Annotated in this window: 22 protein-coding genes; 12 read left to right on the top strand and 10 right to left on the bottom strand. The window is 65.9% G+C overall.

Annotated elements, in window-relative coordinates:
- Positions 1–76: 76 nt before the first annotated feature.
- Complete coding sequence (gene rpe, locus FIU94_RS08175) at positions 77–766, top strand: ribulose-phosphate 3-epimerase (protein WP_152465328.1); 690 nt, start codon at positions 77–79, stop codon at positions 764–766.
- Positions 767–769: 3 nt separating this feature from the next.
- On the opposite strand, the gene FIU94_RS08170 is transcribed toward rpe, so the two are convergent.
- The 8 genes from FIU94_RS08170 to FIU94_RS08135 form a co-directional block, all read right to left on the bottom strand.
- A complete protein-coding gene (locus tag FIU94_RS08170) occupies positions 770–2278 on the bottom strand; it encodes a class I adenylate-forming enzyme family protein (RefSeq protein ID WP_152465327.1) in 1509 nt (502 codons plus the stop codon).
- Positions 2279–2301: 23 nt separating this feature from the next.
- A complete protein-coding gene (locus tag FIU94_RS08165; RefSeq protein ID WP_152465326.1) occupies positions 2302–3072 on the bottom strand; it encodes an oxepin-CoA hydrolase, alternative type in 771 nt (256 codons plus the stop codon).
- Positions 3069–3503: a PaaI family thioesterase gene (locus FIU94_RS08160; RefSeq protein WP_152465325.1), complete on the bottom strand. Its 435-nt coding sequence runs from the start codon at positions 3501–3503 to the stop codon at positions 3069–3071. The genes FIU94_RS08165 and FIU94_RS08160 overlap by 4 nt, the downstream gene beginning before the upstream one ends.
- A complete protein-coding gene (locus FIU94_RS08155) occupies positions 3484–4617 on the bottom strand; it encodes an acyl-CoA dehydrogenase family protein (RefSeq protein ID WP_152465324.1) in 1134 nt (377 codons plus the stop codon). The genes FIU94_RS08160 and FIU94_RS08155 overlap by 20 nt, the downstream gene beginning before the upstream one ends.
- Before the next feature lie 3 nt (positions 4618–4620).
- On the bottom strand, positions 4621–5814 hold the full coding sequence (locus tag FIU94_RS08150) for an acyl-CoA dehydrogenase family protein (protein ID WP_152465323.1): 1194 nt from the start codon (positions 5812–5814) through the stop codon (positions 4621–4623).
- Between the two features lie 39 nt (positions 5815–5853).
- On the bottom strand, positions 5854–7947 hold the full coding sequence (locus FIU94_RS08145; protein ID WP_152465322.1) for a 3-hydroxyacyl-CoA dehydrogenase NAD-binding domain-containing protein: 2094 nt from the start codon (positions 7945–7947) through the stop codon (positions 5854–5856).
- An 18-nt stretch (positions 7948–7965) separates the two neighbouring features.
- The gene (locus FIU94_RS08140; protein ID WP_152465321.1) at positions 7966–8757 is read right to left on the bottom strand and encodes an IclR family transcriptional regulator; all 792 of its coding nucleotides are present in this window, start codon (positions 8755–8757) and stop codon (positions 7966–7968) included.
- 237 nt (positions 8758–8994) lie between these two features.
- On the bottom strand, positions 8995–9477 hold the full coding sequence (locus FIU94_RS08135; RefSeq protein ID WP_152465320.1) for a class I SAM-dependent methyltransferase: 483 nt from the start codon (positions 9475–9477) through the stop codon (positions 8995–8997).
- 147 nt (positions 9478–9624) lie between these two features.
- Here FIU94_RS08135 and FIU94_RS08130 point away from each other — a divergent pair, with 147 nt between their 5' ends.
- Genes FIU94_RS08130 through FIU94_RS08115 form a run of 4 tightly spaced genes read left to right on the top strand, consistent with a single transcriptional unit; the run spans position 9625 to position 15482 of the window.
- Positions 9625–11394: an ABC transporter ATP-binding protein gene (locus FIU94_RS08130; protein WP_152465319.1), complete on the top strand. Its 1770-nt coding sequence runs from the start codon at positions 9625–9627 to the stop codon at positions 11392–11394.
- Positions 11395–11422: 28 nt separating this feature from the next.
- Positions 11423–13306 carry an ABC transporter substrate-binding protein gene (locus tag FIU94_RS08125; RefSeq protein ID WP_254702653.1) on the top strand — a complete coding sequence of 628 codons (1884 nt, stop codon included), beginning with the start codon at positions 11423–11425 and terminating at the stop codon, positions 13304–13306.
- Positions 13303–14331 carry an ABC transporter permease gene (locus FIU94_RS08120; RefSeq protein WP_152465317.1) on the top strand — a complete coding sequence of 343 codons (1029 nt, stop codon included), beginning with the start codon at positions 13303–13305 and terminating at the stop codon, positions 14329–14331. Before FIU94_RS08125 ends, FIU94_RS08120 begins: the two co-directional genes overlap by 4 nt.
- Positions 14328–15482 carry an ABC transporter permease gene (locus FIU94_RS08115; RefSeq protein WP_152465316.1) on the top strand — a complete coding sequence of 385 codons (1155 nt, stop codon included), beginning with the start codon at positions 14328–14330 and terminating at the stop codon, positions 15480–15482. Before FIU94_RS08120 ends, FIU94_RS08115 begins: the two co-directional genes overlap by 4 nt.
- A 145-nt stretch (positions 15483–15627) precedes the next feature.
- Here the strand turns inward: FIU94_RS08115 and FIU94_RS08110 are convergent, their stop codons facing one another.
- Positions 15628–16401, bottom strand: a complete 774-nt coding sequence (locus FIU94_RS08110; protein ID WP_152465315.1) for an MBL fold metallo-hydrolase — start codon at positions 16399–16401, stop codon at positions 15628–15630.
- 91 nt (positions 16402–16492) lie between these two features.
- Positions 16493–18931: a mechanosensitive ion channel domain-containing protein gene (locus FIU94_RS08105; protein WP_152465314.1), complete on the bottom strand. Its 2439-nt coding sequence runs from the start codon at positions 18929–18931 to the stop codon at positions 16493–16495.
- Positions 18932–19245: 314 nt separating this feature from the next.
- On the opposite strand from FIU94_RS08105, the gene FIU94_RS08100 reads away from it, so the two are divergent.
- Genes FIU94_RS08100 through FIU94_RS08070 form a run of 7 tightly spaced genes read left to right on the top strand, consistent with a single transcriptional unit; the run spans position 19246 to position 25701 of the window.
- The gene (locus tag FIU94_RS08100) at positions 19246–20451 is read left to right on the top strand and encodes a glycosyltransferase family protein (RefSeq protein ID WP_254702635.1); all 1206 of its coding nucleotides are present in this window, start codon (positions 19246–19248) and stop codon (positions 20449–20451) included.
- Positions 20448–21689 (top strand): glycosyltransferase family 4 protein, encoded by a 1242-nt coding sequence (locus tag FIU94_RS08095; RefSeq protein ID WP_152465311.1) that lies wholly within the window; start codon positions 20448–20450, stop codon positions 21687–21689. The genes FIU94_RS08100 and FIU94_RS08095 overlap by 4 nt, the downstream gene beginning before the upstream one ends.
- Positions 21686–22759, top strand: coding sequence for a glycosyltransferase family 4 protein (locus FIU94_RS08090; protein ID WP_254702634.1), 1074 nt, complete (start codon positions 21686–21688; stop codon positions 22757–22759). The genes FIU94_RS08095 and FIU94_RS08090 overlap by 4 nt, the downstream gene beginning before the upstream one ends.
- A complete protein-coding gene (locus tag FIU94_RS08085; RefSeq protein WP_152465310.1) occupies positions 22756–23340 on the top strand; it encodes a histidine phosphatase family protein in 585 nt (194 codons plus the stop codon). The genes FIU94_RS08090 and FIU94_RS08085 overlap by 4 nt, the downstream gene beginning before the upstream one ends.
- Positions 23337–24470 (top strand): glycosyltransferase family protein, encoded by a 1134-nt coding sequence (locus FIU94_RS08080; RefSeq protein ID WP_152465308.1) that lies wholly within the window; start codon positions 23337–23339, stop codon positions 24468–24470. Before FIU94_RS08085 ends, FIU94_RS08080 begins: the two co-directional genes overlap by 4 nt.
- Entirely contained in the window at positions 24467–25228 is a 762-nt protein-coding gene (locus FIU94_RS08075; protein ID WP_152465306.1) for a polysaccharide deacetylase family protein, read from the top strand. The genes FIU94_RS08080 and FIU94_RS08075 overlap by 4 nt, the downstream gene beginning before the upstream one ends.
- Positions 25225–25701, top strand: coding sequence for a class I SAM-dependent methyltransferase (locus FIU94_RS08070; protein WP_152465304.1), 477 nt, complete (start codon positions 25225–25227; stop codon positions 25699–25701). The genes FIU94_RS08075 and FIU94_RS08070 overlap by 4 nt, the downstream gene beginning before the upstream one ends.
- Positions 25702–25750: the final 49 nt, after the last annotated feature.

Raw genomic sequence — 25750 nt, 5'->3', positions numbered from 1 at the left:
TGACGCGAACGCCCTATCCTCCGCTGGCCCGAAAGGCTATGACGCCGCCATTGTTCCTGCTGCCGGAAAGACTGCCATGACCTTTGATCGTTCCGTGAAAATCGCCCCCTCCATCCTCGCCGCCGATTTCGCCAACTTCGGCGCCGAATGCGCCGCCGTGGAGGCACAGGGCGCCGACTGGATTCATGTGGATGTGATGGACGGGCATTTCGTGCCCAACATCAGCTTCGGCCCCACGACCTGCGCCGCGATCCGGCCCCATATCAAGGGGGTGATGGACGTGCATCTGATGATTGCACCGGTCGATCCCTACATCGACGCCTTTGCCGATGCCGGTGCGGACATCATCACCGCGCATGTGGAGGCGGGCCCGCACATCCATCGCACCCTTCAGGCCATCCGCGCCGCGGGCTGCAAGGCCGGTGTGGCGCTGAACCCCGGCACCCCGGCCAGCGCGGTCGAGCACCTTCTGGACGATGCCGACCTTGTCTGTGTCATGACGGTGAATCCCGGCTTTGGCGGGCAGAAATTCATCCCGCTGTCCCACAAGATCGCGACGTTGCGCAACATGATCGGGGACCGCCCCGTGCATATCGAGATCGACGGCGGGGTCACGGTGGACACCGCGCCCGAATGCGTGAAGGCGGGGGCGGACGTGCTGGTCGCAGGCTCGGCAGTGTTCAAAGGCGGCGCAGCCGACAACCCCGCGCCCTACGGCGACAACATCCGCGCGATCCGGCAGGCGGCGGAAGGCACCTACGTCTGAGCGTCAGTCCGCGAGCCGGTCGGCGAAAGCATCAAGCAGGCGGTGTTTGAGGATCTTGCCGGTCGGCGCGGCGGGCAGGCTGGTGCCGACGATGATCTGGCTGGGCCGCTTGTAGCCCGCCAGCCGCTGCTTCACGAATTCGCGCAGCTCGTCGGCGTCGGGCACATCCCCCTCTGCCGCCTGGACAAAGGCCAGGACTTCCTCGTCGCCGTCCTTCATCCGGCCGATCACGGCGGATTGGATCACCTGCGGATGATCGTTCAGCGCCGCCTCCACCTCGGGCGGATAGACGTTGAACCCCCCGTGGATGATCAGCTCTTTCGAGCGGCCCAGGATGTGCAGCCGCCCCTCGGCGTCGATCTTGCCCAGATCGCCGGTGTGCAGCCAACCGTCAGCGTCCAGCGCCTTGGCGGTTTCCCTGGGGTTGCGGTAGTAGCCTTTCATCACATGGGGCCCACGGATCAGCACCTCGCCCTGCCCGTCGCCGCCGCCGCCGCCGCCGCCGGGGACGGAATCGTCGATCATCGCTTCGGTGCCCGGCGTGATCGGACCCACCGACGTATCGGGAGAGCCAAGTTTGTTCACCGTGGCCGACGCGCCGGAGGTCGTTTCGGTCATGCCGAAACCGTTCTGCAAGGGCAGCTCATAGAAGGCTTCGGCCTTGCGCTTCCATGCCGGATCCAACGGCGCGCCGCCAGAAGAGACATAGCGCAGGCTGGGGGAGCCCAGCTTGTCCAGCCCCTTTTCCTTTGTGTACTGCATCACCAGCGCGTGCATCTGCGGCACCGCCGGGATGATGGTCACGCCGTCGTGGGCAGCCTCGAACAGCTTCTGCGCCGAAAACCGCGCCTCCAGCCGCACCTGGGTTCCCGCGTAGCAGGCCCCGGTCAGCACAGAGACCAGGCCGAAGACATGGCTCATCGGGAGCACGCCGTAGATCACGTCATCCCGACGCATCTGCCGCAGCTCGGCCGAGGCCTTGCCACCGAAACGCATGTTGGAATGGGTCAGCATCACGCCCTTCGGATCGCCGGTGGTGCCGGTCGTATAAAGCAGGACCGCCACGTCCTGCAGGTCGGCATCGGGGTCGCTGCCGAGAGGGGTCGCAATGTGCAGATTGCCGAACTTGCCGGTGATTTCACGCGCTTGTATACTCTCGGCGTGCCTGCCCGCATCGGCGGAGGCACCTGTCGTCATCAGAACGGCAGCCGGGGTGGCATGGTCGAGGATCTTCTGCACCTCGCCCGCTGTCTGGCGGGCGTTGAAGGGGATGATCACCGCGCCCAGCTTCCACGCCGCGTGCAGGGCCGAAACGGCGGCGGCGCAGTTTTCTGCCAGCAGCAGCACCCGGTCGGTGGGCTGAACGCCCGCGTCCTGCAACTGTGCCGCCAGTTCATCGCTGGCGGCGTCCAGATCGGCAAAGGTCCAGCGCACGCCCGTGCTGTCGCTCACCGCCGCGGAAAGCGGCGCGTTCGCGACCTGAGCGGCGAGATATTCCTCAACCCTTGCCATTTTCACTCCTCCCCCGGCGCCGATCAGCGGTAGTCGGGTTTGCGTTTCTCCAGAAAGGCCGCGATCCCTTCGGCGGCCTCTTCGCTGCCCGAAGCAGCGGCCATCGCATCGCGTTCGGCATCGAGCTGTTCGGCCTCTGTCGCCTCGTAAGCGTCGGCCACCAATCCCCGGATCGCAGTTTGCGCGTCGCGCGGCCCCTGCGCAAGGGTGTCGGCCAGCGTCATCGCCTCTTCCATGGCCTTGCCGGGTTTGCAGATGCGGTTGACCGCGCCCATGTCGGCGAACCGATGCGCGTTGACGGGACGGCCCATCAGACACATCTCCATCGCCAGCGGACGCGGGATCATCCGTGACATGGCCGAGGTCAGGCCGCCATCGGGCACCAGCCCCGCCTTGACGTAGGCCGCGGTAAAGCGTGCCTCTTCGGAAGCGACGATCAGGTCGCAGGCCAGCGCGATGGACAGACCGGCCCCGGCAGCGCCGCCCTCGATCGCCGCGATGAAGGGCACGGGCGAAGACCGCATCGCGCGGATGATGTCGTGCAACCCGTCGATCCTGTCGCGGCGTTCCGGTTCGCTCAGCGTGCGCCGCTCGATCAGCACGTTCAGATCGCCCCCCGCGCAAAAGAACGGCCCCTCGGACGTGAGGATGACCGCGCGAATGCGCCGGTCGCGCGCCTGTTCGGCGGCCTGAAGGATGCAGTCGTACAGTTCGGGGCTGAGCGCACCCCGCTTGGCGGTGTTGCCGTTCCAGACGATCAGGCGGTCGCCCTTGTCTTCCAGCCGTGCGCTCATTTCAGTTTCTCCTTCGGGACCCGTTTGAAAACGCCCGTCGCCGAGGCGATCAGGCGGTCCTTGTCGTCCACCAGGTCGGCGGCGATGAACAGCGTGCTGCGCCCGCCCCCCACGACACGGCCCGTGGCCGTGACACGGCTGCCTTCCCAGGCCGGTGCAATGAACTGCACGTTCATCGAAATCGTCAGGAACGGCGCCTTGCCGGCGGCATCGACCGTCAGCGACCCGGTGGTCCCGCAGGCGTTGTCGAGCACCGCGGTAGCGATGCCCCCGTGCAGCACGTTATGCCGGTTGGTGTGTTGCGGCCCGATATCCAGCCAGACCCGTCCCCGACCGTCCGGGTCGCTGACATCGACGACATAGCCGATCAATGTCTGCGTCCCGGTCTCGTTCTCGATCAGGTGAGATGTCTCAGGCTGCGGAGAGGGCAATGAAACGCTCCAGATGGTGGTCGGTATCTCCAAAGCGATGGTCGGCCATCACGATCCGCTTGGCGATATGCGCAAGTTCGTATTCCTGCGTCATGGCAATACCGCCGTGCATCTGGATCGAATCCTCTGCCACCAGACGGCCCGCACGGCCCATCAGGTTCTTGGCCGCAGAGACATGGCTTTCGCGGATCGCGCGGTCGGCGTCCAGGTGGCCTGCCGCATTGATCACGGCAGAGCGCGCCTGCTCCATCTCGATCAGCAGGTCGGACATGCGGTGCGCCAGCGCCTGGAAGCTGCCGATGGGGCGGCCAAACTGCTTGCGCGTGCCAAGGTACTCCTTGGTCAGCTTGGTCGCGGTTTCCATCGCACCGAGCGTTTCAGCCACCTGCGCGACAGACGCGGCGGCCACCCGAGCCTCGATGGCCGAAAAGGCCTTGCCCGCCGCACCCAGACGGGCAGAGGCGGGAACCTTCACGTCGTCCAGCATGACCTCGGCGGCGCGGCCACCGGCCAGAAGGGCATAGCCCTGGACGGTCACGCCCTTGGTATCCGCCGGCACCAGAAACAGCGAGATGCCGTCGTCGTCGCCCGGCTCGCCGCTTTCGCGGGCCGAAACGACCAGCATGTCGGCGGCTTCGGCGTTGACCACGACGGCCTTGTGCCCGTTCAGCACGATGTCGTCGCCATCGGTCTTTGCCGAGGTCTGCACGCGGTTCAGGTCATACCGGCTGGTCGGCTCGCCGTGGGCGAAAGCCAGTTGCAGGCTGCCCGCGATGATCTCTTCCACATGCGCCTTCTGGTCGTCGGTGCCAAGATCCGCGATCAGGCCCCCGGCCAGCACACCGGTATCGAGGAAAGGTTCGACCACGCCCGCGCGGCCCAGTTCCTCGAACACCGTGGTGATGTCGAAGCCCTTGCCGCCGAATCCGCCCTGCTCTTCGGTGAACAGCGCGCCGATCACGCCCAGCTCGGCCAGTTCGGCCCAGATCTCGGCGCTGTAGCCCGTTTCGCTGGCGATGATCTTGTTGCGGGTGGCGGTATCGTATTTCTCGCGCAGATAGCGGCGCAGGGTGTCCTGCAGCATCTGGCGTTCTTCAGTCAGCTCGAAATTCATCAGTTATCCTCCCATCGTGACCTTGGCGATGATGCCACGCTGGATTTCGTTGGAGCCGCCAAAGATCGACAGCTTGCGGTTGTTGAAGTACTGCGCGGCCACCGGTCCCGCCGCAAGGGGGTCGGGCAGACCTGCGTTCGACCCTTCGATCGCCTCAGAGGCGAAGGGCATCGCATAGGCCCCCGCGGCCCGGCGCGCGAGATCGTTGATTTCCTGCCGGATGATCGTCCCCTTGACCTTGAGCATGGAGGATTCCACCCCCGGCGCCGTACCCGCCGCCGCCTTGGAGATGATGCGCAGGTTGGTGGTGGACATGGCCTGCAGGTCAATCTCCACCTGCGCCAGACGGGCCGCGAAATGCGGGTTCTGGATCAATGGCTTGCCGCCTGCCATCTCGGCCTTGGCGATACGCTTGACCGCCGTCAGACCGGCCTGGGAAAAGCCCACGCCCGCGATGTTGGTGCGTTCGTGCGTGAGCAGGTACTTGGCATAGGTCCAGCCCTTGTTTTCCTCACCCACGAGGTTCTCGGCCGGGACCTTCACATCGTTGAAGAAGACCTCGTTCACCTCGGCGCCGCCGTCCAGAAGGACGATCGGGCGCACTTCGATGCCGGGTGTGTCCATGTCGATCAGCAGGAAAGAGATGCCCTCTTGCTGCTTGACCTCCTTGTCGGTGCGCACCAGGCAGAAGATCATGTTGGCGTGCTGGCCCAGCGTGGTCCAGGTCTTCTGACCGTTGACGATGTAGTGGTCCCCGTCGCGCACCGCCGTCGTCTTGAGCGAGGCAAGGTCGGACCCGGCGCCGGGTTCGGAGTATCCCTGACACCACCAGTCTTCGCCCGACAGGATACGCGGCAGCCAGTAGTCCTGCTGTTCCTTTGACCCGAACTTCTGCAACACGGGGGCCAGCATCGACAGCCCGAAAGGGACGATGCGCGGCGCGTGATGGGCGGCGGCCTCTTCTTCGAAGATGTGGCGCTGCACCGCGTTCCACTCGGCCCCGCCGAACTTCTTGGGCCAGTTCGGCGCGAGCCATCCCTTCTCGTTCAGGATCGCGTGCCAGCGTTCGATGTCGGCTTTGCCCAACTCGTCGCCGCCGCGCACCTTGTCGCTCAGCTCCTTGGGCAGTTTTTCTTTGAGAAAGCTCCGGACTTCCTCGCGGAAGGCCTTTTCTTCGTCGGAATAGCTCAGATCCATGTCGGTGCTCCTATCGGTCAATCGTCATGCCGCGCGCTGTCACGATGCGGCCTTGTTGAGATCGTCAAATGTCTGGCCCTCGGCCACGAGTTTCTTGAGCAGCGGTGCGGGCTGCCAGAACCACGCATCCTCCTGCGCATAGCGTTCGATGTCGGCCAGCACATTGTCCAGCCCCTGGATGTCCGCCCATTTCATCGGTCCTCCCCAGAACCGCGGAAAGCCGTAGCCGAAGAGCAGCGTCATATCGACGTCCAGGGGACGGCGCGCGATGCCTTCGCCAACGACCTTGGCCGCTTCGTTCACCATCGCACACATATAGCGCCGCACAATCTCCTCGTCGGTGAATTCACGTGGCGTAATTCCGCGCTCGGCCTGTTCCTCGGCCACCAGTTCGCCGATCTTCGGGTTCGGCGTGCCGCCGCGCTTGCCCTTCTCGTAAATGTAGTAGCCCTCGCCGGTCTTCTGGCCGAAATGGCCCTGTTCGCAGAGCCTGTCGATGTAGGCGGGTACACGTTCCTCCGGATGGCGGTGCGGCGCCTTGCGCTTGCGCGTGGCCCAGCCGATGTCGAGCCCCGCAAGGTCGGCCACGGCAAAGGGCCCCATGGCAAAACCGAAGTCGGTCAGCGCCTTGTCGATCTGGAAGGGCGACGCCCCGTCCAGCACCATGTGATCCGCCGCGGTCCGGTAGACCGCCAGAATGCGATTGCCGATGAAACCGTCGCAGACGCCCGCGCGCACGCTGACCTTGCCCAGCATCTTGCCCAGAGCAAAGCCGGTGGCGACCACATCCGGCGCGGTCTTGTCGGCCACCACGACCTCCAGCAGCTTCATCACATGCGCGGGCGAGAAGAAGTGCAGGCCGATCACATCTTCGGGACGCGAGGTGGAGGCGGCGATCTCGTTCACATCGAGATAGGAGGTGTTCGTCGCCAGCACGCAGCCGGGTTTGCAGACGGCATCGAGTTTACCGAAGACCTCGCGCTTGACGGCCATGTCCTCGAACACCGCCTCGACCACCAGATCGACGTCGCGCAGGCTGTCGTAGTTGACCGACACCTCCAGCCCGGTCGTCATGATGGCCTCGTAGCGGCTTTCGGACAGCTTGCCGCGCTTGACCGCGCCCTGAAGGTTGCCCGCGATGCGCTCGCGCGCGGCATCCGCCGCCTCCTGCTTCATCTCGATCAGGATGACGTTGAGACCCGCCAGCAGGGCCGCCGTGGCGATGCCAGCCCCCATCGTGCCGCCGCCGATGATGCCGACGGATTGCAGCGCGCGGGGCTCCACCCCCTTGAGTTCAGGCAGGTTGCCCACCGCGCGTTCGTTAAAGAAGGCGTGGATCATGCCTTTGCGCTGGTCGGTCTGCATGAGATCCATGAAATGCGCCCGCTCGCGCTTCATGCCTTCGGCAAAGGGCTGTTCGGCACTGTCCTGCACCGCACGTACTGCGGTGGCGGGGCTGATCTGGCCCCGACCCTTCTTGAGCACCGCGTCATAGGTGGCGTCCCAGTCGATCGGTTCGGGTGCGGGCAGTTCGCTGACCGGACGCCGCGGCGCGCCCGAGCTGAGAAGCTCGCGCACATAGGCCAGCCCCACCGCTTCGGGGTCGCCTTCGGACACGCGGTCGATCAGGCCCAGCTCCTTGGCCTCGTCCGCCTTGACCTGTCGGCCCGACGTGATGATATCAATCGCCTTTTCGGCGCCGGTCAGGCGCGGCACGCGCTGGGTCCCGCCGGCACCGGGGATCAGGCCCAGGTGTACCTCCGGCAGGCCCACCCGCGCGTCGGGCTGCGCGATCCGGTAATGCGCGCCCAGCGCGACCTCAAGCCCGCCGCCCAGCGACACCCCATGCATGGAGGCCACGACCAGCAGCGGCGAGCCTTCGATCCTTGTGCAGAGGTCCGGCAGAAAGGGTTCCTGCGGCGGTTTGCCGAACTCGGTGATGTCGGCGCCCGCGATAAAGGCTCTGCCCTCTCCCACGATCAGGACCGCCTTCACGCCGTCTTCGGCCTCAGCGCGGTCCATCGCGTCGGACAGGCCCTGACGCACGGCCTGCGACAGCGCATTGACCGGAGGATTCTGGATGCGCAGCACGGCGATGTCGTCCTGGCGGGAATAGTCGATCTTGTCGGTCATATGGGTCTCCTTGAATTCTTATCTGTGCCGCACCGGCGCGCAGGCATTTCCGGCGTCCCGCTGCAGCGCGCACACGGTGTCCCGCAGGGCGGGGCCGACCTCGGCCAGCATCCGGTCGGCTGTCAGGTCACGTGGCGAAGCACCACAGGTAAAGGCAACGGATTCGCAAAACTCCTGCGCAAAGTAGGGCACGCTGACCGCGTTGACAGTGCGGGTGTAGCTCTGGCCCCGAGGCACGATGGCAAAGCCCCGGTCCGCCAGCTGGTCCAGCCCCTGTTGCCGGAACGACGCAAGCGCGCCGTGATCGTCAAGCGCCGCAAAGCTGTCGCGGTCCATCGCCGCAAGCACGGCCATGCCCGAAGAGGACCCCAACACCGGTGTTCTGTGCCCCGGCTCCAGCCAGAGGGTCGATGGCCCCTTGGGCCGCCATGTCTTGGCCAGCAGCATGCGCGCCCCGTCACGCACCGCGATGACCGCCAGCGTGCCGGTGCGATCCGCAAGCGCCTGCAGCTGCGCAGAGGCCCGATCGACAAAGCCGACCGACAGCCCCGCGACCGACCCCAGCGTTACCGCTGCGGGGCCAAGGCGGAACCGTTCGTTGCGCCCGCCATGTGCGAGATAGCCAAGTTCGCACAGCGTATAGGTCAGCCGCGACACGGTCGGTTTCGGCAGGCCGGTGCGCGCGGCGATTTCGGCATGGGTCAGCCCACGGTCGCTGGCGCGAAAGGCGCGCAAGACACCCAGACCGCGTGCCAGCGTAGTGGCGAACTTGCGATCGGGATCACAGGGACCTGTATGTGCGGCTGTCATCGGCAAGGGCGCTTCCCGGCCCGTTTTCGGCCTTGACCAGATGTCGGCGCTGCGCAGATCCACGACAAGCCTGTTCCCCCTCCCCGGTATTTCGCGCTGCAGAACGACGTTCCGCAGAATTCACGCGCAAGATAGTTTCGCGCTCAGAAAGGCACAAGCGGAAACTCCCGCGCTTGTGGGGTCATGCCACAAGCGCCGTAACGTCATATTGCCCTCTGATACGGTCCGCCGACCGTCCTAGCCGTAGATGAAGCAGCGTCCCGGCACGGCATCGGGTGGCAGGTCCTGCTCCTGCAGCCGCTCAAAGTACATCCTGTCCGAGGATACCATCAGCCCGCCGGCGGCGACCAGCGGCTCGATCAGCGGAGAGACCAGCCGCGCGAAGGCGTCGTTCTTTTCGAGGTTGTGGCCCCCCAGGTCCGCATGGATCAGCGCCGCCGTGGGGCCGAAGCGCGCAAGGGCGGCGGGCAGCGTGTCGCGCACGTCGCCGAGAATCAGCATGTCGTCCGGCGGGGTGCTGTCCGGGTGCGCGGCCACGGCACGTTCGAAAACGTAGATCTCGCGCCCCGTCATCGTCTCGCGCATGTGGTGGTAGGTGCGGCCATTGCCGAGACCCAGTTCGAACACCGGGCCGTCAAGATGCGCAGTCAGCGCCGCAGCATGATCCAGACACGCCCGCTGCGACACCATGCGGTTGATAAAGACATCCAGGCGGCTCATGCATTTCTCCTGTAGCGTTGCCCGCCCTACATGGCGCAGACAATGTGGAATGTGAAGCTTTCGCGGCTGGTTGACCGCGGCTCTGGACCTGCGGCACGGAATAGGTTTCACTCCGTATGGCGGCCCCACCGCCTTTACAGGATGCTGATGACCTCACTGCTCGACGTTGAAAAGCTGACCATAGGCTTCGGCTCCGCCCCGCCGGTGGTCGACGGGGTGAGCTTTCGTGTCCGCCCGGGCGAGACCCTGGCCCTTGTCGGGGAAAGCGGATCGGGAAAGACACTGACCTGCCGCGCGGTGCTGCGCATATTGCCGGAAACCGCGCAGCTTCGGGACGGGACGATCACCCTGCACCAGCCGGACAGAGAGGTCGGCCTGCTGACCTGTTCGAACCGCCAGATGCGGCGCATCCGGGGCAACCGGATCGCGATGGTCTTTCAGGAACCGATGCGCTCGCTGTCGCCGTTGCACCGCCTCGGCAACCAGGTGGGCGAAGTGCTGCGTGTCCACCGCAACATCGGCCGGGCCGAGACAAAGCGGCGGGTGTTGGAACAATTCGACAAGGTCGGTTTCGCCGACCCCGAACGCGCCTGGCGCAGCTACCCCTTCGAAATGTCGGGCGGCATGCGGCAGCGGGCGATGATCGCCATGGCAATGGTGGCGGAGCCCGAACTGCTGATCGCCGACGAACCCACCACGGCGCTGGATGTCACCACGCAGGCGCAGGTGCTTGGCCTGATCCGCAGCCTGCAGAAGGAAACCGGCATGGCCGTGATCCTTGTCACCCACGACCTGGGTGTCGTCGCCAACATGGCGCAGCGGGTCGTCGTGATGAACAGGGGCCGGGTCATGGAAAGCGGCAGCGCGGATGAGGTGCTGGGCGACCCGGCGCATGGCTACACCCGCAAGCTGTTGGCCGCGGCGCCCCGGATTCCCGAAGTCGGGCAGCCTGACCGCGCGCTCGACCACAAGGATGTCATTCTCGACCTGCGGCAGGTGTCCAAGACCTATACCATGCGCGCCGGGGGCTGGCGCAAACCGGTGACGGTCGCGGCCTGCCGCGACGTGAACCTGCAGGTGATCCGCGGCAAGACATTGGCGGTCGTCGGCGAAAGCGGCTCGGGAAAGACGACCTGCGCGCGCATCGCGTTGGGGGCGGAACGCCCCGATCCGGGCGGCGAGGTGCTGTTCACCCCCGACAGGGGCGATACGCCCCTGCCCGTGCACGACATGACCCCCGACCAACGGACCGCTTTTCAGCGTCAGGCGCAGATGGTGTTCCAGGACCCCTATTCTTCGTTGTCGCCCCGGATGCGGGTACAGAGCGCCATGTCGGAACCCATGCAGATCCACGGGATCGGCACCCGTCAGGAACAACGCGAGAAAGCCGCCGAGATGCTGCGCTGGGTCGGATTGGACCCGGACATGCTGCGCCGGTATCCGCATGCCTTTTCGGGCGGACAACGGCAGCGGCTGTCAATCGCGCGGGCGCTGACCCTCGATCCCAAGCTGCTGATCTGCGACGAACCGACGTCGGCGCTGGACGTGTCAGTGCAGGACCAGATCCTGACGCTGCTGGAAGAAATCCGCGACCGCGCCGCGCTGAGTTACCTTTTCATCAGTCACGACCTTGCCGTTGTCGCGCGCATCGCGGACGAGGTGGCGGTGATGCGCGCTGGCGTGATCGTGGAACAGGCCCCGCCACAAACCTTGTTCTACAACCCGCGTCATCCCTACACGCAGGCGCTGATCGCAGCACAGCCGGAACCGGACCTCTCGCGGCCCATCGACCTGGGACTGGTGGCCAAGGGCGCAGGCGCACCCTCCACCTGGCCCGAGCAGTTCCGCTTCGAAGGGGCGGACGCCCCCCTGCTGCGCGAATTGGACCCCGGTCATATGGTGAGATGCCATGCGTAGCCTGCTTGCCCTTTTTCTGGTGCTGCTGATGGCACCGCCGGCCCCCGCCCAACCGCAACCGGAGCCGCGGGAAAGTTCCTTCTGGCAGATGGAAATCGACCGCGGCGACCTGCCCCCGGTGGCGGAGCGGATCCCCGAAACACCGCTTGTGGTGGATCTTGCCGCCAAGGGCCGCAGCTTTGGCCAGCAGGGCGGCACCCTGCGCACCATGGTGTCGCGTGCCAAGGACGTGCGCCAGATGGTGATCTACGGCTATGCCCGGCTGGTCGGCTACGACACCAGCTATGACCTTTACCCCGACATCCTGCGCGACATCGAGATCGAGGACGATCGCAAGTACACCATGCACCTGCGGCCCGGTCATCGCTGGTCCGACGGCGCCCCCTTCACCTCGGAAGACTTCCGCTACTGGTGGGAAAACATCGCCAACAACGACAAGATCACGCCGACCGGTCCGCCGGAGTTCATGTATGTCGACGACGTTCTGGGCAGTGTGACCTTTCCGGACAAATACACCGTCGTCTTCGAATGGCCGACGCCCAACGCAAACTTTCTGCCGCTGCTGGCGCAGGCGGCACCGCCGTTCATCTACCGCCCCGCGCATTACCTCAAGCAGTTCCATGGCGATTTCGCCGACCCCGAGGCGCTGAAGCGTGAGACCCGCAAGGCACGGGTCAAGAGCTGGGCCGCGCTGCACAACCGGCGCGACAGCATGTACAAATTCGACAATCCGCAACAGCCGACCCTGCAACCCTGGATCAATGCCAGCGGCACCACCTCGCGTCAGGTCTTCGTGCGCAACCCCTATTACCACCGCATCGACGCGCGCGGGACGCAGTTGCCCTATATCGACGTGGTCGAGATGAGCATCGTGGGCGGTGGACTGGTCGCGGCCAAGGCCAATGCGGGCGAGGCCGACCTGCAGGCACGCGGCCTCGACTTTCCCGACATCTCCATGCTCAAGAAGGGCGAGGCGGACGGCGGCAACTACCGCACGCTGCTCTGGGGCAACGGGGCGGCCAGCCAGATCGCCATCTACCCCAACCTCAACTTCAACGACCCGGTCTGGCGGGACGTGATGCGCGACGCACGCTTCCGCCGGGCGCTCAGCCTCGGGATCGACCGGCACATGATCAACCGCGCCCTCTATTTCGGTCTCGCCGCCGAAGGCGGCATGACAGCCCTGTCCTCCAGCTCGCTCTTCGACCCCGATGACCTGAAGATGTGGTCCGGCATGGATATCGACGCGGCCAATGCCCTGCTCGACGAGATGGGGCTGACAGAACGCACGGCTGACGGGCTGCGCAGACTGCCCGACGGCCGCCCGATGGAATTCATCATCGAGACAGCAGGCGAGCGGCAGGAGGTGGAGAATGCGCTGGCCATCGTCACCGACACCTGGCGCGACCTCGGGATCAAACTTGTGATGCGCCCGCTTGACCGCGACATCCTGCGCAACCGGGTCTACGCCGGTGTGACCATGTCCGCGGTATGGTACGGCTGGGACAACGGCCTGCCTTCGCCGTCGACCTCGCCCAGCTATCTCGCGCCGACCGATCAGGTCTTCTTTGCCTGGCCGAAATGGGGACAGTATTATCAATCCGGCGGCGAGGTGGGAGAGCCACCGGACATGCCCGCGGCCCAGCGGCTGATGGCGCTGTCCGATGCCTGGAACCACACCTTCGACCGCGAAGAACGCCGCGCCATCTGGGCCGAGATGCTGGACATCCACGCCGAACAGCAGTTCGGCATCGGCATCCTGTCCGAAGCGCCGCAGCCCGTGGTCGTGAACAAGGACCTGCGCAACGTGCCCGAAACGGCCATCTGGGCATTCGAACCCGGCGCGCATTTCGGCGTGCACCGGATCGACGAATTCTATTTCGAGAACGCGTCGCAGCAGGTGTCGCAATGACCTTTCTGAGGTACGCGGTCTACCGCTTCATCACCATGTTGCTGACACTCTGGGTGGTGTCGATCCTCGTCTTCGTCATCATCAACCTGCCCCCCGGCGACTACCTGTCCAACCAGATCGCGGAACTGCGCGCCACCGGACAGGCCGAAGGCGTGGCCAAGGCCGAATTCCTGCGGACGGAATATGCGCTCGACCGGCCACTGTGGGAGCAATACTTGATCTGGGTCGGTTTCGCCCCCGGCCCGAACGGGTTCTCCGGGCTGATCCAGGGCAATTTCGGCTGGTCCTTCGAATTCGACCGGCCGGTGTCAGAGATCGTGGGCGATGCGCTTTGGCTGACGGTTCTGGTGAACCTTGCCGCCGTGCTCTTTGTCTATGTCGTGGCCCTGCCGCTGGGTGTGCTTGCCGCGGCAAAGGCCGAGACCTGGGCGGACTATACCGCCGGGTTCGCCGGCTACCTCGGTCTTGCGACGCCGAACTTCCTGCTGGCCCTGATCCTGTTCTATTACGGGCACAAGTATTTCGACATTCCCATCGGCGGCCTGATGGACCCGACCTTCGAAGGCGAACCGCTGAGCTGGGCCAAGGTAAAATCCATCGCCATCCATCTGATCGTCCCGACCTTCGTCATCGGCACCTCCGGGGCGGCGGCGATGATGCAGCGCCTGCGCGCCAACATGCTGGACGAGTTGAGCAAACCCTACGTCGAAACCGCCCGCGCCAAGGGGCTCGCGCCCACCCGGCTGCTGGCGAAGTACCCGCTGCGCATGGCCTTCAACCCCTTCGTTGCCGATATCGGCAACCTTCTGCCCGCCATGGTCTCCGGCTCGGTGCTGGTGTCGGTCGTTCTGGCCCTGCCGACCATCGGGCCCGCGCTTCTGGCCGCGCTGAAAAGCCAGGATCAGTTCCTTGCCGCCTTCGTGCTGATGTTCGTGGCGCTCCTGACCCTCGTGGGCACGATGATCTCGGACATGCTGTTGGTGCTGCTCGACCCGCGAATCCGCTACGGGGCGCGTGACGCATGAGCATCCAGCCCGACACCCGATATGTCGACCGCGAACCCTGGTCCGACGACACCGACATCAGCGCCCCCGAACGCGCCGAGATGGACGCATCCGCCGCGCGGCTGACCTGGCGCAAGTTCAAGCGGCACAGGATCGGGCTAATTTCCGGCGTATTCCTTCTGCTGTGCTACATGATGTTGCCCGTCGCGGGCTTCATCGCGCCCTACACCCCGAACGAACGCAGCGCGGACTATCTTTATGCCCCGCCACAAAGCGTGAACCTCTGGCACGAGGGGACGTTCATCGGACCTTTCGTCTATCCGATCACCGCCGAGGCGGATCTCGAAAACTTCCGCTGGACCTACACCACGGACACCACGACGCCGATGCCGCTCGACTTCTTCTGCGAGAGCAGCGGGTACAACCTCTTCGGGCTGATCCCCTCCGACACCCACCTGTTCTGCGCACCCGAGGGGGCGACGATCTTTCTGTGGGGGTCCGACCGGCTGGGCCGCGATGTGTTCAGCCGCATCCTCTACGGCGCACAGCTGTCGCTGACGGTGGGGCTGATCGGCATCACCGTGTCCTTCCTGCTGGGCATCACCTTTGGCGCGATGGCGGGCTACTTCGGCGGACGCACCGACTGGATCGTCAACCGGGCAATCGAAATCCTGCGCTCGCTGCCGGAACTGCCACTCTGGCTCGCGCTCTCCGCCGCGGTCCCTTCGAACTGGAGCCCGGTGGCAGTTTTCTTCATCATCTCCATCATCCTCGGCATCCTGGACTGGCCCGGCCTCGCCCGCGCGGTGCGGTCCAAGTTCCTGTCCCTTCGTGAAGAGGAATTCGTCAAAGCCGCCGAAATGATGGGCGCGAAACCGGCGCGGGTCATCGGTCGACACCTGCTGCCCAACTTCATGTCGCACCTGATCGCCAGCGCGACTTTGTCGATCCCGGCGATGATCCTGGGCGAAACCGCGCTCAGTTTCCTCGGCCTCGGATTGCGCGCCCCGGCGGTAAGCTGGGGTGTGATGCTGAACGATGCGCAGAACCTTGCCAGTATTGAAATCTACTGGTGGACCGCGATCCCGATGCTGCCGATCGTGATCGTGGTGCTGGCGTTCAACTTCCTCGGGGACGGGCTGCGCGCGTCACTCGACCCCTACAAAAGCTGACGCCCCTTCCGGCACAGCAGGGGGCAAAGCTGCAGTCACCAGTCGCGCCGCCCTGCCCTTCTTTATGCCGAAAATACCTCCGGGGAGCGCGAGGGGCAGCGCCCCTCGCCCCGGTCGGACGGGCGCATGCCCGTTCGAAACCGGATCAGCCGTACCAGTCGCCCATCTTCACCTCGACCTCGGTGCCCACGCCACTGGCAAAGGCTTCCGGATCCTGAGTACCGCCATCGCGGCCCCGGTAATGGTAGGGATAGACATATGTCGGCGCAAACTCGGCAACGGCCGAGGCCGCAGCCGTGGCATCCATGGTAAAGGGCAGGTTCATGCAAACGAATGCCAGGTCGATGTCCGACAGCTCCCTCATTTCGGGAATGTCTTCGGTATCGCCCGAGATATACACCCGGAACCCGTCAAAGTTCAGCACATATCCGTTGTCCCGCCCCTCGGGATGGAAATTCTTGCGCTCTTCGGTGGTGTTGTAGGCCGGGATTGCCTCGATGTTCATCTCAGCGAACTGCGCCGTCTCGCCGTTGGCGACGGCACTGGCCTTGCCGCGCAACGCCTCGGGCAACATATCGTGGACCGCCGGGTTGGTGATCAGCTGCGTGGACGCGCCCACCAGCGCCGCCAGCGTCTCGGCATTGTAGTGATCACCATGTTCATGGGTGATCAGCACCAGATCGGCCGGCGGGAAATCCGCATATTGCGCGGGCTCGCCCACCGGATCGACATAAATCGTCCCCTTGGGTGTCTCCATCACGAAAGACGCATGCGACACAGGATGCACGGTGATCGGACCGGCATCCGTTTCAAAGGTATCACCCGCGTGCGCCGCCGCGCGGGCGGCGTAGGGAAGAAGCGTAACGACACCCGCTGCTGCGGCAGAGGTGGCAAGGAAATGACGGCGGGTCTGTGACATTGTGATCCTCCTGTTCAATCTGCCAAAGACATAGGTTCCCGACCTGCGTTGTCAAAGCGCGACGGGCCCGTCCCCCCGCCCTGTCGACGGATCACCGGTCGTCTCCGGCACCGCCCCCGGCGCCTGCCTCCTCCTCCTCCTCGATATGGGCCTGGACCGCGGCGGTCACCGCCTTGCGGTCCGCTTCGCTCAGGTCCTCGACCTTGCCATCGGCCAGACGCACAGTCACCTCGCGATGCGCAAACTTGATCCCTTCGCGTTCGAACAGGGCGCGTATCTCTTCGTAAACCTTCTTGCGCACCAGCCATTGATCGCCCGGCTTGGTCATGAACTTGACCCGGATGATCATGGCGCTGTCCTGCATTTCGATCACGCCCTGCGATTTCAGAGGCTGAATGAAATTGTCCCCGATCACCGGATCTTCCAGCAGGTCCTGGCCCAGCTTCTTGATCAGCTTGCGCACCTTTTCGACGTCCGTGTCATAGGTCACGCGCAGCGGCAGCTTCATCATCACCCAGTCGCGGCTGTAGTTGGTGATGACCTGCAATTCGCCAAAGGGGATCGTGTGCAGCGCGCCCAGGTGATGGCGCAGCTGGAAAGACCGGACGGAGATCTTTTCGACCGTCCCTTTCACATCGCCCACGTCGAGGTATTCACCCTTGCGGAAGGCGTCGTCGAACAGAAAGAACGCCCCGGCGAAAATGTCGCGCACCAGCGCCTGCGAGCCGAAACCGATCGCCACGCCGACGATACCGGCACCGGCGAACAGGGGTCCGACATTGATGCCCATCTGCATCAGCACGATCAGCAGCAACGTCACCACCACCAGGATCAGAATGAAATTCCGAAACAGCGGCAACAGCGTCGCAAGCCGGCTTGCCGACGAACCGCCGCCCTCATCCCCCAGTTCGACGTCCTGTTCGTCGCCGGTTTCCTCGGCGATCTTGTTGTCGATCCAGATGCGAAAGGCATGATAGACGATATATCCGATAAAGATGATCGTCAGGATGTCGAGAAACCGGTCGGCATAGCTTTCGACCATCCGTGCGCCATCGTTGTCCCAGATATAGAAGAACGCATAGGTCCCCGCGACAAAGGCGAGGATACCCGCCACGCGACCGGCCAGAGCCTCAAAGGAATTCAGATGCTGGTACTGCATATGGCTCAAACGCTGTTCCTCTTCCGCGACGGCGGCACGGGTCTCGGCCAGGTCGCCTTCCAGCCGCGCCACATTCTCGTCTGCGTTGAGGTCATGCGCCTTTTCCGCCGCGATCAGGTCGGCTTCCTGGCTTTCCTCCTGCGCCAGCCGTTCGTTCATCCGGCGTATCGCCCGCGCACGGGCAAAGTTGCGTTCGATCAGGTAGTTGATCACACCGTAGACCACGATGATCGACATCGTGATCCCGTAGGCCCCCGCGATCAGCGGGATGGACGACGGGGTTCCCAGAACCAGATCAGCGGTCAGTTCGAGCCAGGCAAAGATGACGTAGACGATCATCCCCGGCGCCCATGCCCGCGACAGGAACCGCACGAGTAAACTGCATTCCGCAAGGGATTTCCCGTTCCGCAGCGCAAGGCTGATCGCGCGGCGGTTGATCAGGACCATCAGGATGTTCATCAGAACGATACCCGCCGACATCATCGCGGAAAGAAAGGCATAGACTTCGTAGTTCAGACCCAGCTCGGCAATCCATATTCCGAACAGGATCGTGCAGACATCCAGGATGGCCAGCATCCAAAGCCACCGGTGCAGCCGCTTTGCGTCCCGGTCGCTGAAATGCGGAATCCGGTACTGGCTGAGAAACGGCGACAGGATCATCCGCCAGATCCCGGCAACCAGACGGCACATGAAATAGCCGATGTTGATCAGGGCCACAGTGAACTGCACCGCCGTGTCATCCTGCGTGCCGAAGATGATGAAGCCCAGAACATAGGCGACCAGCATCGACACGAGGATTCCCACCACCCCAACCGCGAAACGCATCACCAGAAAGGGCATCTTTTCGACATAGCCGCGCGGATTGTCCCGCACGCGGGCGGTCACATATCCCCGCATGATCCGCCTGCCGAAGACATACCTTTCGAACAGGGCCCCGACCGCGAACAGCGCGAGGCACAGTAGCAGTATCCTGCCAAAGGCCCGGATGGTGCCATCCGGGCTGGCTGCACGCAGGATATAGACAACCTCGTTGAAGGCATCGGGCAGCCGCAGCAGCCGCTCGGCGAGGGCGGCGCGCAAGTGCGTCGCCCTCTCCTGTGCCGCCATCAGAGGTGAGCTCGCCATTTCCTCATCCGCCGCGGCATCCGGCGGTTCTGTGGCGGGCTGGTTCAGCAGGTTGCCGTCGCTGTCGATCACCACCACTCCGACACCGTTTTCGGCAGCCTTGCGGATGATCTGTTCGATTTTCTCTTCGGCCTGCGTCGTTGGCGCCTGATCCTGCGTCACCAGCGGCCCCAGCCCCTGCGCCCGCACATCGGGTGCGGGCAGACATATCATCAACGCCACGATGAGACATAAGAGGTAGCGCATGATTTCCCCCGCCATCAGGTCGGATCACGCTATGTCATGGGACAAATCATTGCAATCGCCGCAGCGCCGCCCTGCGTGGCCTGTGGCGTTGAATTTCGCGCCGGAGGTTTTACAAAGCCGTGTAATCTGTGGCATAGCGGAAAGCAGGCGCCACGGGCTGCCACTCTGAAACCGGAAAGACCGCCCATGCCGCAACCTGCCCGCCAATGTCTACTTCCCTTCGTGCCGGTCCGCCGCGCCAGCCGTCCACAACAAGCGAGCCACCGGGCCGCGTCCTGATGAACTCGGAACCGGAGCGGGGCCAAATGGAACGAATGGCACAGACCGTCAGCCTGGCACGCCGGGCCACATCCCGCAGGATCATGTTCTACAGCCACGACACCTTCGGGCTGGGCCACCTGCGCCGGTCGCGTGCCCTGGCCACGGCGCTGACCAAGGGGGACGACAAATCGTCCGCGATCATCCTGACCGGATCTCCGGTGGCCGGGCGCTTTACCTTTCCCGAGCGGGTCGATCACATCCGCCTGCCCGGTGTGACCAAGCTGCCCGACGGGTCCTACATAAGCCAGACGCTGGGTATGGACATCGACCAGACAACCTCCCTGCGGGCCGGTCTGATCCAGACTTCGGTGGAACAATACCAGCCCGACCTGCTGATCGTGGACAAGGAACCGACCGGCTTTCGCGGAGAGCTGCTGCCGACGCTGGAATGGCTGGACAGGAAGGGCAAGGTTCCCTGCGTGCTGGGCCTGCGGGATGTGCTGGACGAACCCGCGGTGATCGGGGCCGAATGGGCGCGCAAGGGTGCCATCGAGGCGACGGAACGCTTTTATGACGAGATCTGGGTCTATGGTGCCCGCGATGTCTATGATCCGACCGAGGGGCTGGAGCTGTCGCAAGCCACCCGCGCCCGGATGCACTGGACAGGCTATCTGCGCCGCAGCGTCACCGACGCCTCCGATGTGCCCGAACGGCCCTATATCCTGGTCACGCCGGGCGGCGGCGGCGATGGGGCTGCCATGGTCTCGCTGGTGCTGGAAGCTTACGAGAACGATCCCTCGCTGGGACCGGACGCGGTGCTGGTCTACGGCCCCTTTTTGTCGGGCGAGGTCCGCGCGGCCTTTGACGCGCGGGTGGCCAAGCTGGGCGGGAGCGTGATTGCCACGGGTTTCGACAGCCGGATCGAGGCGTTGTTCGCCCGGGCGGAAGGGGTCATCTGCATGGGCGGTTACAATACGTTCTGCGAGGTCCTGTCCTTTGACAAGCCCGCGATCATCGTGCCGCGCACTAAGCCGCGGCTTGAGCAATGGATCAGGGCCAGCCGCGCCGAACAGCGCGGACTGGTGCGGATGCTGGACGAAACCCGCGACGGAATGACCGCCGACGCGATGATCGACGCGATCCGTGCCCTGCCGCAGCAGGACAAACCGTCGATGGCAGGGGCGGACGGGCTACTGGACGGGCTGGAGATGGTGGTCACAAGGGCACGTGCCCTGATGGCGCAGGAGGCCCGCGCGTGACTGCAGGCAGGCTGGCCGTGGTGGTCAAGGGCTGGCCGCGCCTGTCCGAAACCTTCATCGCGCAGGAACTCGTCGCGCTTGAGGGTGCGGGGCTGGACTTCGACATATGGTCGCTGCGGCACCCCACAGACCGCAAGACGCATCCGCTGCACGACCGGTTGAAGGCGCAGGTGCGGTACCTGCCGGAATACCTGCGCGATGAACCAAAACGCGTGGCCCGCGCCATCGGGGCGGCCGCCGACCTGCCGGGTTTCGATGCCGCCGCTGCCGCCTTTGCCGACGATCTGGGCCGCGACGACACCCCCAACCGCCGCCGCCGCTGGGGGCAGGCCTGCGTCATGGCCCATGAGTTGCCGCAGGACGTTGCGGGCCTTTATGCGCATTTTCTGCACACGCCCTCCTCGGTCGCGCGCTACGCGGCGATCCTGAGGGGAATGCCGTGGTCCTTTTCGGCCCATGCCAAGGACATCTGGACCTCGCCCGACTGGGAGCTGCGCGAAAAGCTGTCGGCGCGGCACCACGGCGCCGCCTTTGGCGCGACCTGCACCGCTTTCGGGGCGGCGCATCTTCAGGGGCTGGCCGATACGCCCGCCCGGGTCGATCTGGTGTATCACGGATTGGACCTGAGCCGTTTCCCCGCCCCGCCGGAGCGGACGCTGCGCGCTGCCGACGCCCCCTTTCAGATGATGTCGGTGGGGCGGCTGGTCGAGAAAAAGGGCTTTGACAACCTGATCGACGCGCTGGCGCTGCTGCCCGCCAGCCTGGATTGGCACTGGACACACATCGGTGGCGGGGCGCTGGACGCACAGATGCGTGCCCGCGCCGACGCCCACGGTGTCAGCGACCGGATCACCTGGCGGGGGGCCTGCGACCAGCCGGAGGTCATCGCGGCCATGCGCGCCGCCGATCTGTTCGTGCTGCCGTCGCGCATCGCGGCGGACGGGGACCGCGACGGCCTGCCCAATGTGCTGATGGAGGCGGCCAGCCAGAAGCTGCCGATCCTGAGCACGCCGGTTTCCGCCATTCCCGAATTCATCGACAACGGCACCCATGGGGTGCTGAGCGACGACGCCCCCGACCGGCTGGCCGCCGCGATGACCGACCTTGCCACCGCCCCGGCGCGTGCCGCGCGGATGGCAGAGGCCGCCCACGCGCGGCTGACGTCGGAGTTCCTGATGCAGCCGGGGATCGCGCATCTGAAACGGCGCCTGACCCAGATGCTTGCGCAGGGGGGATGATGCGGCTCGCCTTCTACGCGCCCCTCAAGCCACCCGATCACCCCGTGCCTTCCGGCGACCGCGCGATGGCCCGCAGCCTGATCGCCGCGCTGGAGGGGATCGGCGCCGACGTCTCGCTGGCCAGCACCCTGCGCAGCCGCGACGGCGCGGGAAACCCCGCTTTCCAGTCACGGACGATGGCACAGGCCGAGGCCGAGATTGCCCGCCTCATCGCGCAGGGCCGTCAGACCCGTTGGCAGGCCTGGATCAGTTACCACAATTACTACAAGGCCCCGGACCTGATCGGCCCCGCCGTGGCGCGGGCCCTGGGCATCCCCTATCTTCAGGTGGAATCCACCCGCGCACGCAAACGGCTCGTCGGGCCGTGGGCCGGTTACGCGACCGCAGCAGAGGCGGCAGCGGATGCCGCGGCGGTCATCTTTCACGTCACCGAACGCGATGCCGAGACGCTGCGCCGGGATGCGCCGCCGGGTCAGCACCTGTACCGCCTGCGGCCGTTCCTGGACCGGGACAGCCTGCCGGACGCCGCCACACGGAGCGGTCCCATGCTGAGCGTCGGCATGATGCGCGCGGGGGACAAACTGGCCTCCTACCGCATCATCGCCGAAACGCTGGCGCTGGTGCCGGGAGACTGGTCGCTTGAGATCGCCGGCGATGGCCCGGCGCGGGCGCAGGTGGCGCAATTGATGGCGCCATTTGGCAGCCGGGTACGCCTGCTGGGCGCGCTGGCAGAGACGGAGCTGGCCCGGACTTATGCCCGCGCATCGCTGCTGTTCTGGCCCGGCGTGAACGAGGCCTTCGGCCTCGTCTATCTGGAAGCGCAGGCGGCGGGTCTGCCCGTGGTGGCGCAGGACCGCCCGGGCGTTCGCGACGTGCTGGCCCCCGGCACCCCGCCACCGCCCGAGGCGGGCGCCGCCGCGCTGGCCCACCGCCTGACCGAATTGCTGCAAGACCCCGACCTGCGGGCGCGGCAGGGTGACTTGGCGCGCGACCATGTGGCCAGGCATCACCTGCGGCCTGCCGCGATGGACAGCCTGCGCGCGGGCCTCGCCGCCGCGGGGGTGACATGAGCCGCCTTGCCCTCTTGCGCCACGGCCACACCGCGTGGAATCGCGCGGGGCGCATCCAGGGCCGCACGGACATACCGCTGGACGACGAGGCACGCGCACAGCTGTCGGCGCTGTCGCTGCCCCCGCCCTGGGACCGCGCCGCGGTCTGGTCCAGCCCGCTGCACCGCGCCGTGGAAACCGCGCGGCTGGTCAGTGGCCAGCCCCCCCTGACGGATGCGGCGTTGACCGAAATGCACTGGGGCGACTGGGAAGGCCGGACACGGCCCGATCTGCACGACGACCCCCACAGCGACTACCGCCCGATCGAAGCCTGGGGCTGGCACCACGCCCCGCCCGGCGGCGAAAGCCCCGCCGAGGTCCGCGCCCGCGTCCTTGCCTGGGCACAGGCGCTGACGGGCGACGCGGTGGCGGTCTGCCACATCGGCGTGATGCGGGTTCTGCTGGCCCATGCGCACGGCTGGGATTTCGACGGCCCGGCCCCCTTTGCGGTCAAGCGCAACCGGCTTTACGTGATCGACATCACGGCTTCCGGCTGGCACCCGACGGCAGAGCCGGTCAGACTGACCGGGGTCACGCCATGAAGGTGATGATCGTGGTGACGCACCTGCTGGGCACCGGGCACCTGTCGCGCGCCCTGACGCTGGCGCGCGCCTTCCGGCAAGGCGGGCACAGGGTCCGGGTCGTCTCGGGCGGGATGCCCGCGCCGCATCTGGCCGATCCAGACCTGCCGCTGACGCAACTGCCGCCCGTGCGGTCGGACGGTGTCGACTTTACGCGGCTTCTGGACGATCGCGACGCCGAGGTGTCCGGCACCTTCCTCGCCGCGCGCCAGACTGCCCTGCTGTCGGCCTTTCACGACATGACCCCCGATGTGGTGATGACCGAACTCTTTCCCTTTGGCCGGCGTATCCTGCGGGCCGAATTCCGCGCCCTGCTTGACGCCGCACGGGCGGCACCGCAGCAACCGCTGATCTGCGCCTCGATCCGCGACATCCTTGCGCCGCCGACGAATCCGAAGAAAGCCGCCTTCGCCGAAGAGATCATCGCTGCCTACTACGATGCTGTCCTGGTGCACGCGGATGCCGACATCACCCCCCTTGACCTGAGCTGGCCGGTGTCGCCCGCGCTAGAGGCCAGATTGCGCTACACCGGGTTCGTCGCTCCCCCGACCGCCCCCCCGCACCCCGAGCGGACCGGAACGGGAGAGATCATCGTCAGCGCGGGCGGCGGCGACGTCGGGGCGGAGATATTCGCCGCCGCCCGCACGGCCGCGGCGGCCGATCCGGACCGGACATGGCGGCTGCTGCTGGGCGGCGCCAATGCGACGGCACGCGCCGCAGAGATGACCGGCCCGCCCAACATGATCGTCGAACCCGCCCGACCGGACTTCCGCCAGATGCTGCACCACGCGGCGGCCTCCGTTTCCATGTGCGGCTACAACACCGCGCTGGACCTGCTGCAGACCGGCTGCCCCGCGGTGTTCATTCCCTTCGACGCGGGCAGCGAGGTGGAACAGGGCCTGCGGGCCAAGGCTCTGGCACAGCGCCGGGGTTTCGCGGTCCTGCGCAGCGCCGAACTGACCGCCGACGCCCTGCTGGACGCGCTGGCACAGATCACCTCGGGCCCGCGCCCCACACCGCTGCGCGAGGGCCTGGACGGAGCCGCCCGAACGGTCGAGATCGTCGCGGCGCTGCGGAGGGTGCGGCGATGAAGCCCGACTGGTCCACGCTGACCGCCGAACTGGCGATATGGCGGGCAGAGGCCCGCGCCCTGCCCCTGTGGTGGCGCGACGACGACGCGACCGACCCCACCCCCGCGCTGGACCGGCTGCTGACGCTGTCAGGGACACTGGGCCTGCCGGTACACCTGGCCGTGATCCCGGCCCTGGCGACACCCGCCCTGGCCGAAACCCTGCGGGACCGCCCCCATGCCACGGCATTGGTGCATGGCTGGGCGCATGAAAACCACGCGCCATTGGGCCAGAAAAAGGCCGAGTTCGGCCATCCCCGCCCCGGTGCCGCGGCTGAGGCTCAGGCGGGGCTGACCCGACTGCGCGGCCTGTTCCGGGACGGGCTGTTCGAGATGTTCGTGCCCCCCTGGAACCGGGTCGACCCCTCGGTCACGGCGGCGTTGCCCGCAATGGGCTTTCGGGCGCTGTCCACCTACACGCCGCGCACCACGCGCGACGCCGCGCCGGGGCTGGTGCAGATCAACACCCATGTCGATCCGATCCACTGGCGCGGCGGCGGCGGGCTGGCGGACCCCGACGCTCAGATCGCCACCCTTGTGCAGCAGCTGCAGGACCGCCGCGCAGGCCGCACCGATGCCACGGAACCGCTGGGTGTGCTGACGCATCACCTTGTCCATGACGCCGCGATCTGGGAGTTCACGCATGCCTGCGTGTCCACCCTGCTGATGGGTGGCGCGACGCCGATCAACCTGCTGTCCCTGAAAGGACCCCTGCCATGAGCCGTCTCGAATCCATGCGCCGCCGCCTGACCGCCCAGATCGAGGGGCTGAACTGGGCCGCGGCGCAGATCGCAAACCTGCAAGGCGATGTGCTGGAACTGGGTCTGGGCAACGGGCGCACCTACGATCACCTGCGCGCGGGCCTGCCCGACCGCCGCATCTGGGTCATCGACCGCGAGATGAACGCGCATCCCTCCTGCGTCCCGCCAGAGGCGGATTTCCTGCAGGGCGACGCCGACCGCATGTTGGACCGGATGGCCCGGGCGGGCACGCGGCTCTCGCTGGTGCATTACGAGCTTGGCATCGGCGTGCCCGAGGCCGACGCGGTCAAGAGCCGTGGGCTGAGCCCGCTGATCGCCCCGCTGCTGGTGCCCGGCGGGCTGGTGATCTCGCAGGATCCGCTGGAGGGGTTCGAACGCATCGCGGGGCCGGAGACAGTGGCGGACGGCCGGTATCTGTTTTACCGGGCCTGAGCGGAACCGCCACGCCCCGTCGCGCATTGGTAAACAAAAGGAGAACACC

The sequence above is a fragment of the Sulfitobacter sp. THAF37 genome, from assembly GCF_009363555.1.
Classification (GTDB): Bacteria; Pseudomonadota; Alphaproteobacteria; order Rhodobacterales; family Rhodobacteraceae; genus Sulfitobacter.
Note: the sequence above shows the minus strand (reverse complement) of the source record. Positions and strands in the feature narration are given on the sequence as shown.